General features: G+C 31.6%; 9 protein-coding genes. 7 read left to right on the plus strand and 2 right to left on the minus strand.

Going from position 1 to position 9,147, the window contains the following annotated elements:
* Window positions 1–273: 273 nt before the first annotated feature.
* Complete coding sequence (locus tag F6K40_RS36360; protein ID WP_293143892.1) at window positions 274–1,695, minus strand: dihydrolipoyl dehydrogenase family protein; 1,422 nt, start codon at window positions 1,693–1,695, stop codon at window positions 274–276.
* A gap of 933 nt (window positions 1,696–2,628) precedes the next feature.
* A complete protein-coding gene (locus tag F6K40_RS36365; RefSeq protein ID WP_293143895.1) occupies window positions 2,629–3,114 on the minus strand; it encodes an ABA4-like family protein in 486 nt (161 codons plus the stop codon).
* Window positions 3,115–3,145: 31 nt separating this feature from the next.
* Here F6K40_RS36365 and F6K40_RS36370 point away from each other — a divergent pair, with 31 nt between their 5' ends.
* From F6K40_RS36370 to F6K40_RS36400, 7 genes are all read left to right on the plus strand, one after another.
* On the plus strand, window positions 3,146–4,459 hold the full coding sequence (locus F6K40_RS36370; protein ID WP_293143898.1) for a serpin family protein: 1,314 nt from the start codon (window positions 3,146–3,148) through the stop codon (window positions 4,457–4,459).
* Between the two features lie 250 nt (window positions 4,460–4,709).
* Window positions 4,710–5,069, plus strand: coding sequence for a serpin family protein (locus tag F6K40_RS36375; RefSeq protein ID WP_293143901.1), 360 nt, complete (start codon window positions 4,710–4,712; stop codon window positions 5,067–5,069).
* 89 nt (window positions 5,070–5,158) lie between these two features.
* Complete coding sequence (locus F6K40_RS36380; protein WP_293143904.1) at window positions 5,159–5,494, plus strand: serpin family protein; 336 nt, start codon at window positions 5,159–5,161, stop codon at window positions 5,492–5,494.
* A gap of 218 nt (window positions 5,495–5,712) precedes the next feature.
* Complete coding sequence (locus tag F6K40_RS36385) at window positions 5,713–5,919, plus strand: serpin family protein (protein WP_293143907.1); 207 nt, start codon at window positions 5,713–5,715, stop codon at window positions 5,917–5,919.
* A gap of 218 nt (window positions 5,920–6,137) precedes the next feature.
* Entirely contained in the window at window positions 6,138–7,247 is a 1,110-nt protein-coding gene (locus F6K40_RS36390; RefSeq protein WP_293143910.1) for a serpin family protein, read from the plus strand.
* Window positions 7,248–7,355: 108 nt separating this feature from the next.
* A complete protein-coding gene (locus F6K40_RS36395) occupies window positions 7,356–8,636 on the plus strand; it encodes a serpin family protein (protein WP_293143913.1) in 1,281 nt (426 codons plus the stop codon).
* A gap of 305 nt (window positions 8,637–8,941) precedes the next feature.
* Window positions 8,942–9,147: hypothetical protein (locus F6K40_RS36400; protein ID WP_293143917.1), on the plus strand; the 206-nt coding region annotated here is incomplete at its 3' end.

The raw sequence follows: 9,147 nt of genomic DNA on the forward strand, positions 1-9,147 counted from the left end.
TCAAAAAGGAAAAAATTTATTTTCTTCCCCTTGAAAGGGGAGGCTTTAAACCTGAATTATCTAATTATTTAATTATTTAATTGTTTAATTGTTTCGGTAAATTTTCCCACCTACCTAATTAAATGATTTGTGAAAAAAACTGTAGGGGTTTGGTCTCCAAACACAAACTAAAACGGGATTTGGAAACCAAACCCCTACGATAAAATATTACAGTCTATTTTAGGATTTCTATATTTATCCACCCTACAACTGATAACTATTAACTGTTAATTCTTAAAAAGAGCGCCTCCAACTAAAGAACTTTTCCAACATATTTTGCTGCCATAAATTCTTGGCATATTTCTGCTTTTTCAACAATAAACCTGCTTTACTATTTACCTCAGATAAAGTTGGATAAATATGAATTCCAGTCAAAGCAGAAACAGGCAACTTATTCGACATTGCCAAAACAATTTCATGGATTAATTCACCAGCAGAAATACCAACTAAATGCGCTCCTAAAATTTCCCCATTTCCCCTAGTAATAATCTTACCAAATCCTTTTGTAGCTGCTTCAGCTTGAGCGCGATCTACACCAGAAAATGGTTGCTTCAAAATATAAACATCATCTCCATAACGTTCCCTCGCTTGCTGTTCTGTTAATCCTACTCTTGCCAATTCTGGATCGGTAAAAGTTGCCCAAGGAATAACTCGATAATTCGCTTTACTAATAGGAAAAAATAACGCATTTGTTAAAGCAACAACCGCTTCATAACCAGCTACATGAGTAAACTGATAACCACCAATTACATCTCCACAAGCATAAATTTTAGAATTAGTAGTTTGCAGCTTTTCATTAACAATAATTCCTTGTTTTCCTACCTCTACTCCAGCAGCTTCTAAATTCAAAGATTCGACATTAGGCAACCTACCACCAGCAACTAAAATTTCATCAACTATAATATTTGTTCCACCTGCCGTTATTTGCTTTTTGCCATCCACAACTTCCACTTTTTCCGCTCTAACTTCCTTTAAAATATTAATTCCTTCCGACTCAAATTGTTCTTGTACGATTCGAGCAGCTTCCGGTTCTTCCTTCGGTAAAATATGACTTTTACTAGAGATAATAATCACCTCACTACCAAGACGAGAAAAAGCTTGACCCAACTCACAACCTATCGGGCCGGCGCCAATTATTGCCAAAGAATTTGGTCGTTCTTTTAGAGAAAATACCTTTTCATTTGTTAGGAAACCAGCAGAATTTAACCCCTCCACAGATGGAATTGCAGGACGAGAACCTGTCGAAATAACAAAAGCTCTTGCAGTTAATTGTTGACCATTAACTTCAAAAGTTTTCTTGTCTATAAACTTACCTTCCCCAAAAATAATTTCAACACCTAAACCTCGAAATCTTTCTGGAGAATCATGGGGTTCAATATTAGCTATTACTTGTTGAGCATGACCAGTTGCTTTAGCAAATTCAATTTCTGGTGGTTGAGTATAAATGCCAAACCTAGAAGCATTTTTTACTTCATAAGCAACACGAGAAGCATGAATTAAAGACTTACTAGGAACACAACCATACCACAAACAATCACCACCCATTTTATCCCGTTCTACTAATACTACTTTAGCTTTTAATTGAGCAGCAGCAGAAGCTACTACTAATCCAGCAGAACCACCGCCAATTATTACAATATCATATTTAACTGCCATAATTTTACCTCTATTTAATAGTCAAAAATAAGAATATTATTTTCGTTTTCAGTTATCAGCACTTCGTGCAATAGGGAGACTTTAAATGCTGAATTTTCTTTTTTTTATGCCTTTTCAAGGGGAGACATGAAACCTGAGATTTTGGTAAAAAACAATAATAACCAGGAGGAATAAGTAACAATAAAAATATAATAATTTCTCACAAATAATAAGTTGATTCAACTGGTGATACAAATAACCAATCAATTACTTTTAATAGTTATTTTTCAATTATTTTTCCTGTTACTTATTCCCTAATTAACAATTTTTACCACAAAATCAGGTCTAAAGCTTCACCTTTTAAGGGGAACAAAATATTTGGTTCATTATTTCAATCCCAATGGTTCACTTGGAGGTACTACTAACTGATAATTGAAATGACTTACTATTTCTTACCTAAAATATTCTAATAGACATCTCCAAAAATCAAAAATAAAATCAATTATCGTACATAAATAATTAATTATTTACCGAAGTAATTAATAATTAAACAATTAAATAATTAGATAATTCAGGTTTAAAGCCGACCCTTTCAAGGGAAAAAAAATCAATTTTTTCATTTTAGTCAATCCTCTCCCTAAAAGAGAGAGGTAATTATCCATTATCCATTATCCATTAATGAACCCTATTCCCTCTTTTCTGGAGAGGTCTAAGGATTTATTTAAGCTTCACAATATTAATAGTATATGAGAAACTACTGAATCTTGATTAAGAACCTATAAACTTAAGAGGGTTTTAGATGAATTTCTTAATTTTACCGAAATAATTAATAATTAAACAATTAAATAATTAGATAATTTAGGTTTAAAGCCTCCCCTTGAAAGGGGAAAAAATCAATCTTTTCCTTTTAGTCAATCCTCTCTCTTTTAGGGAGAGGTAATTATCCATTATCCATTATCCATTATCCATTAATGAACCCCCTTCTACAGTAGGTATTGAATTTGTATTTTCTGTAGAATTACTGAAGAATTTTTGACTGATCCAATAGGTTAAAATATGACATAATAAGCCAAAAGGTCCGGCAAATAAACAGAAAATTATTGAGTGGACAGTCCAAACGCCAGTGCGTTGTCCTTCCCAATAAATCCAACGACCAACAAACAAATCCATAACTAAAAAATGAAGCCATCCTGTTGCTGCTGCTGATTCTTCCCCAAAGAATTTAGCGATATCTGACAGAGTAGGATTGGATAAAGCTGCTGCTGATTCAGGGGTAAGACTACTAATAAGTAAATAAATATAAACGGTTACTAATATTGCAAAAGGAATCAAGGATTCCATAATTTTACGGGTCACTTTCCAGTTAGGCAAAAATATAATTAATGCCCAGAATGGTAAGACAAATAAATTAGCACCGTTGAAAATTAAATCGATTGTCATTATTATTTATTCACTCCATTGAGGTAATAAAATGTTCAAAGCACTTATACATAAATATTATGCTATTTCGGCAAAAATGTCTTTAGGAGCAATTGCTTTATTTGTAATTTTTGGAGTCTATCATTTACCGGGAGCTGCAATAAAGTTAAAAAATCAGAAAAATCATACCGATAATCATACAAATCCGATCCAGAATCAGTTAGCTCAAACGGGATATATGGATATGAGTATGAAATTAGTTTCTGCTAATAATCAATTTGCTTTTCAACTATTTTCAGAAATTCATAAATCACAGTCAAATGAAAATATTTTTATTTCGCCGAGTAGTATAGCGATCGCTCTATCTATGACCTACAATGGTGCTAGTGGAAAAACTCAAGAAGCTATGGCTAAAACTCTAAATTTTCAGGGAATGAGTTTGGAGGAAGTTAATCAGGCAAATAAAGAATTGGCAACTTTATTAGATAGTTTAAATCCAGAGATTGAATTAGATATTGGCAACTCTATCTGGGCTAAAAAAGGAATATCTTTCGATCCAAGTTTTCTACAAAGAAATCAATATTTTTATCAAAGTAAAGTAAGTGAAATAGATTTCGATCATCCTCAAACACCAGATATTATTAATAATTGGGTTAAGGATTGTACGGAGGGAAAAATTGATCAAATTATTGATAAGCTAGAACCAGATTCGGTCATGGTTTTGTTAAATGCGATTTATTTTAAAGCTGATTGGGAGCAAGAATTTTCAGAAAAATCTACTAAAGAATTACCTTTTTATTTGCTAAATGGAAGGCAGAAAAAACATCCAATTATGTTTCAATCATCTGAACATTTATATTACGAAGATGAAGATTTTCAAGCAGTAAGTTTACCTTATGGAGAAGGTCGTGTAAGTATGTATATATTTCTGCCTGCAAAACAAGTAGGATTAGAAAATTTTTATCAAATTTTAAATGCTCGAAACTGGCAAAATTGGATGTTAGAGTTTGAGTATCACAAAGTTAATTTAGGTTTGCCAAAATTTAAAACTGAATATGAAGTTACTCTCAATAATGTATTGAAATCTTTGGGAATGGAAATAGCTTTTGACAAAAGGGCAGCAGATTTTTCTGGAATGCGTCCTACTCCACCAGAGTTATATATTGATGAAGTTAAACATAAAACCTTTGTTGAAGTTAATGAAAAAGGAACAGAAGCAGCAGCAACTACCAGTATAACAATGGGAACGAGAAGTGCAAAGATAGTTGTTGATATGTTAGTTAACCGTCCTTTCTTTTTTGCAATTAGAGATAATGATTCTGGAACTATTTTGTTTATGGGAGAAATTACAAATCCAAAAATGTGATATAAATTCATAATTTATAATTTATAATTCATAATTCTGAATTTAGAAGTAATCCCTAATTGAATTTAAGCATTTATAGATGTCCGCTGCTATTATTGGATTAACTAAAATAGGAAGTATAAATATGAGCAAGAAAATCAAGAAATTAGTTTCTGCCAATAACAACTTTGGTTTTCAACCTTTTTGATTTCCTATTTCCTAATCCCTAAAATCAACGAACTTTGTATCTCACGCTTTTGTGGAATTGCTAATGTTCAAAGAACTTGTCAAGAAATTTTATGGTATTTCTTCCAAAATTTCTCTAGGAGCAATTATTTTAATTATAATTCTGGGAGTCTGTAATTTACCAGGCAGTAGAATAATTTTCATAAATCAGAAGCAGCAGAAATTCGCCCAAACAGCAGATAAAAATACCATGATGCAATTAGTTTATGCTAATAACAAATTTGCCTTTCAACTATTTTCAGAAATTCAGAAATCCCAGGCAAATGAAAATATTTTTATCTCGCCGAGTAGTATAGCGATCGCTCTATCTGTTATCTACAATTGTGCTGTGGGAAAAACTCAAAAAGCTATGGCTAAAACTTTAAATTTTGAGGGAATGAGTTGAGAGGAAATTAATCAAGCAAATCAAGAATTAGGAATTTTATTGGATAGTTTAAATCCTGAGATTAAATTACCCATAAGAAAATCAAGTAATTGTCGCCAAAGCAGTTTTTCCTGAAGCACTCGGACGTTGCTCCAGAAAATGGCAAGTCGGCAGTATTGAGGGTTGATGATTTTTGGTATTTGGTATTATTTAGGTTAACCAAAATAGGAAGTATAGATATGAGCAATAAAATCAATAAATTAGTTTATGCCAATAACAAATTTGCCTTTCAACTATTTTCAGAAATTCAGAAATCCCAGGCAAATGAAAATATTTTTATCTCGCCGAGTAGTATAGCGATCGCTCTATCTGTGACCTACAATTGTGCTGTGGGAAAAACTCAAGAAGCAATGGCTAAAACTTTAAATTTTGAGGGAATGAGTTGAGAGGAAATTAATCAAGCAAATCAAGAATTAGAAATTTTACTGGATAGTTTAAATCCTGAGATTAAATTACCCATAAGAAAATCAAGTAATTGTCGCAAAAGCAGTTTTTCCTGGAGCAACGCGGGAGTGCTTAATAAAATGGCAAGTCGGCAGTGTTGAGGGTTGATGATTTTTGGTATTTGCTATTATTTAGGTTAACCAAAATAGGAAGTATAGATATGAGCAAGAAAATCAATAAATTAGTTTATGCTAATAACAAATTTGCCTTTCAACTATTTTCAGAAATTCAGAAATATCAGCAAAATGAAAATATTTTTATCTCGCCGAGTAGTATAGCGATCGCTCTATCTATGACTTACAATAGTGCTGTGGGAAAAACTCAAGAAGCAATGGCTAAAACTTTAAATTTTGAGGGAATGAGTTGAGAGGAAATTAATCAAGCAAATCAAGAATTAGGAATTTTATTGGATAGTTTAAATCCTGAGATTAAATTACCCATAAGAAAATCAAGTAATTGTCGCAAAAGCAGTTTTTCCTGGAGCAACGCGGGAGTGCTTAATAAAATGGCAAGTCGGCAGTGTTGAGGGTTGATGATTTTTGGTATTTGCTATTATTTAGGTTAACCAAAATAGGAAGTATAGATATGAGCAATAAAATCAAGAAATTAGTTTCTGCTAATAACAAATTTGCCTTTCAACTATTTTCAGAAATTCAGAAATATCAGCAAAATGAAAATATTTTTATCTCGCCAAGTAGCATAGCGATCGCTCTATCAATGACCTACAATGGCGCTGGTGGAAAAACTCAAGAAGCTATGGCTAAAACTTTAAATTTTCAGGGGATAAGTTTAGAGGAAATTAATCAGGCAAATCAAGAGTTAGGAATTTTATTAGATAGTTTAAATCCAGAAATTAAATTATATATTGCTAACTCAATCTGGATTCAAAAAGGAGTACATTTTGAGGGGAGTTTTCTGCAAATAAACCAAGAATTTTATCAGAGTCAAGTTCAAGAAATTCAAAGTATAGAAATAATCAATAATTGGGTAAAAGACAAAACTGAAGGCAAAATTGATGAAATTATTCAAGAACTCACCTCCAATGATGTCATGGTTCTGTTAAATGCTATTTATTTCCAAGCTGATTGGCAACAAAAATTTTCAGAAGATTCTACTCAAGAGATGCCTTTTTATTTAGGCAATGGAACTCAAAAGCAACATCCAATCATGTCTCAATTATCAAGACATTTATATTATGAAAATGAAGATTTCCAAGCTGTAAATTTGCCATACAGAGAAAGTAGTGTAAGTATGTATATATTTCTCCCTAGGGAACAAGTAGGTTTAGAGAAATTTTATAGAGCTTTAAATGAGGAAAACTGGAAAAAATGGATGCAAAAGTTTGACTCTTGCAAAGTTAATTTGGGTTTGCCAAAATTTAAAACTGAATATGAAATTACTCTCAATGAGACCCTGAAATCATTAGGAATGGAAATAGCTTTTAAAGACGAAGCAGATTTTTCTGGAATTAGTTCCGAACACTTATGTATTAGTGAAGTTAAACATAAAACATTCGTTGAAGTGAATGAAACAGGAACAGAAGCAGCGGCAGTTACCAGTGTAATAATGTCAAGAAGTAGACAAATGGAAAGAGTTGTTGAGATGTTAGTTAATCGCCCTTTCTTTTTTGCAATTAGAGATAATAATTCTGACACTATTCTGTTTATGGGAGAAATTACAAATCCAAAAAATTAAGAGTAAGTTTGATATAACGGTCTGAAATTATTTCTGACAAAAAAATTAGCAATATTGAAAATTAATATAATTGTCATTTTTATCAATTGATTATAGTGAGGTAAAAGAATGTTCAAAGAACTTGTCAATAAATTTTCTAATATTTCTGCCAAAATGTCTCTAGGAACAATTACTTTAATTGTAATTTTCGGAGTCTATAACTTACCTGGCAGTACAATAATTTTCAGAAATCAGAAGCAACATAAATTAGCCCAAAAAGCAGATAAAAATACCATCAATAAATTAGTTGCTGCCAATAATAAATTTGGTTTTCAAATATTTTCAGAAATTCAGAAATCCCAATCAGACAAAAATGTTTTTATCTCACCAATAAGTATAGCGATCGCTCTATCTATGACTTACAATGGCGCTGCGGGAAAAACTCAAGAAGCTATGGCTAAAACTTTAAACTTTGAGGGAATGAGTTTGGAGGAAATTAATCAAGCAAATCAAGATTTAGGGATTTTATTAAACAGTTTAAATCCCGAGATTAAATTAAATATTGCCAACTCAATCTGGACTAGAAAGGGAAGTTCTTTTTATCCAAGTTTTATCCAAATAAATCAAGAATTTTATCAGAGTCAGGTAAGGGAAATTGACTTTAACGATCCTAATAGTCCGAAAATTATCAATAATTGGGTAAAAGATAAAACTGAAGGCAAAATTGATAAAATTATTCAAGAATTCAAGTCTAATGTAGTAATGCTGTTGTTAAACGCTATTTATTTTAAAGCTGATTGGGAGCAACCATTTTCAGAGGATTCTACTAAAAATATGCCCTTTTATTTAGCTAATGGAACTCAAAAACAACATCCAATTATGTTCCAATCCTCAATGAATTTATATTACGAGAATGAAGATTTTCAGCTAGTGAGTTTGCCCTATAAAAAAGGTAGAGTTAGTATGTATATATTTCTTCCCAAGGAACAAGTAGGTTTAGAGAAATTTTATCAATCTTTGAATGAAGAAAACTTGAAAAATTGGCTGAAACAGTTGACGTTAAATAAAATTAATTTAGGCTTGCCAAAATTTAAAACAGAATATGAAGTTACTCTCAATGATCTGCTGAAATCTTTAGGAATGGAAATAGCTTTTAACAGTAGTGCTGATTTTTCTAAAATGCTTCCTATTCCACCAAATTTATATATTGATGAAGTTAAACATAAAACATTTGTTGAAGTTAATGAAAAAGGAACAGAAGCAGCCGCTGTTACTAGCGTGACAGGAGGAGCTAGAAGTTCACCTATACCTATTGAGATGTTAGTTAATCGTCCCTTCTTTTTTGCCATTAGGGATGACGAATCTGGCGCTATTCTGTTTATGGGAGCAATTACAAATCCAGAAAATTAAGAGTAAGTTTTATATAGCAGTCTTATACCAATTTGATAAATGTTTGCTACAAATACTGGAACTGTTTATAGTAGTCAGTAGTCAGTAGTCAGTAGTCAGTAGAAAGAGCTGTTATTATCATTTTTGACCATGAAATAATTCGATCCTGCCAAATATACATCTGACTTTAACCATTTTTGTTTGCCAAACTATTCGTAACATTCTTTTTTCAAAATGGTCTTAAATTATTGATGACAAAAAAGTTAGCAATGTTGAAAATTAATATAATTATCATTTTTATCAATTGATTATAGTGAGGTAAAATAATGTTCAAAGAACTTGTCAATAAATTTTCTGATATTTCTGCTCAAATGTCTCTAGGAGCAATTATTTTAATTGTCATTCTCGGAGTCTATAACTTACCTGGCAGTACAATAATTTTCAGAAATCAGAAGCAACATAAATTAGCCCAAAAAGCAGATAAAAATACCATCAATAAATTAGTTGCTGCCAATAATAAATTTGGTTTTCA

The organism is Okeania sp. SIO3I5 (assembly GCF_010672085.1).
Classification (GTDB): Bacteria; Cyanobacteriota; Cyanobacteriia; order Cyanobacteriales; family Microcoleaceae; genus Trichodesmium.

Bases quoted from the DNA above. Each gene is read 5' to 3' on its own strand.
- F6K40_RS36390 (WP_293143910.1), top strand. From the start codon at position 6,138: ATGAGCAATAAAATCAAGAAATTAGTTTCTGCTAATAACAAATTTGCC.
- F6K40_RS36370 (WP_293143898.1), top strand. From the start codon at position 3,146: ATGTTCAAAGCACTTATACATAAATATTATGCTATTTCGGCAAAAATG.
- F6K40_RS36385 (WP_293143907.1), top strand. From the start codon at position 5,713: ATGAGCAAGAAAATCAATAAATTAGTTTATGCTAATAACAAATTTGCC.
- F6K40_RS36365 (WP_293143895.1), bottom strand. From the start codon at position 3,114: ATGACAATCGATTTAATTTTCAACGGTGCTAATTTATTTGTCTTACCA.
- F6K40_RS36360 (WP_293143892.1), bottom strand. From the start codon at position 1,695: ATGGCAGTTAAATATGATATTGTAATAATTGGCGGTGGTTCTGCTGGA.
- F6K40_RS36375 (WP_293143901.1), top strand. From the start codon at position 4,710: ATGTTCAAAGAACTTGTCAAGAAATTTTATGGTATTTCTTCCAAAATT.
- F6K40_RS36395 (WP_293143913.1), top strand. From the start codon at position 7,356: ATGTTCAAAGAACTTGTCAATAAATTTTCTAATATTTCTGCCAAAATG.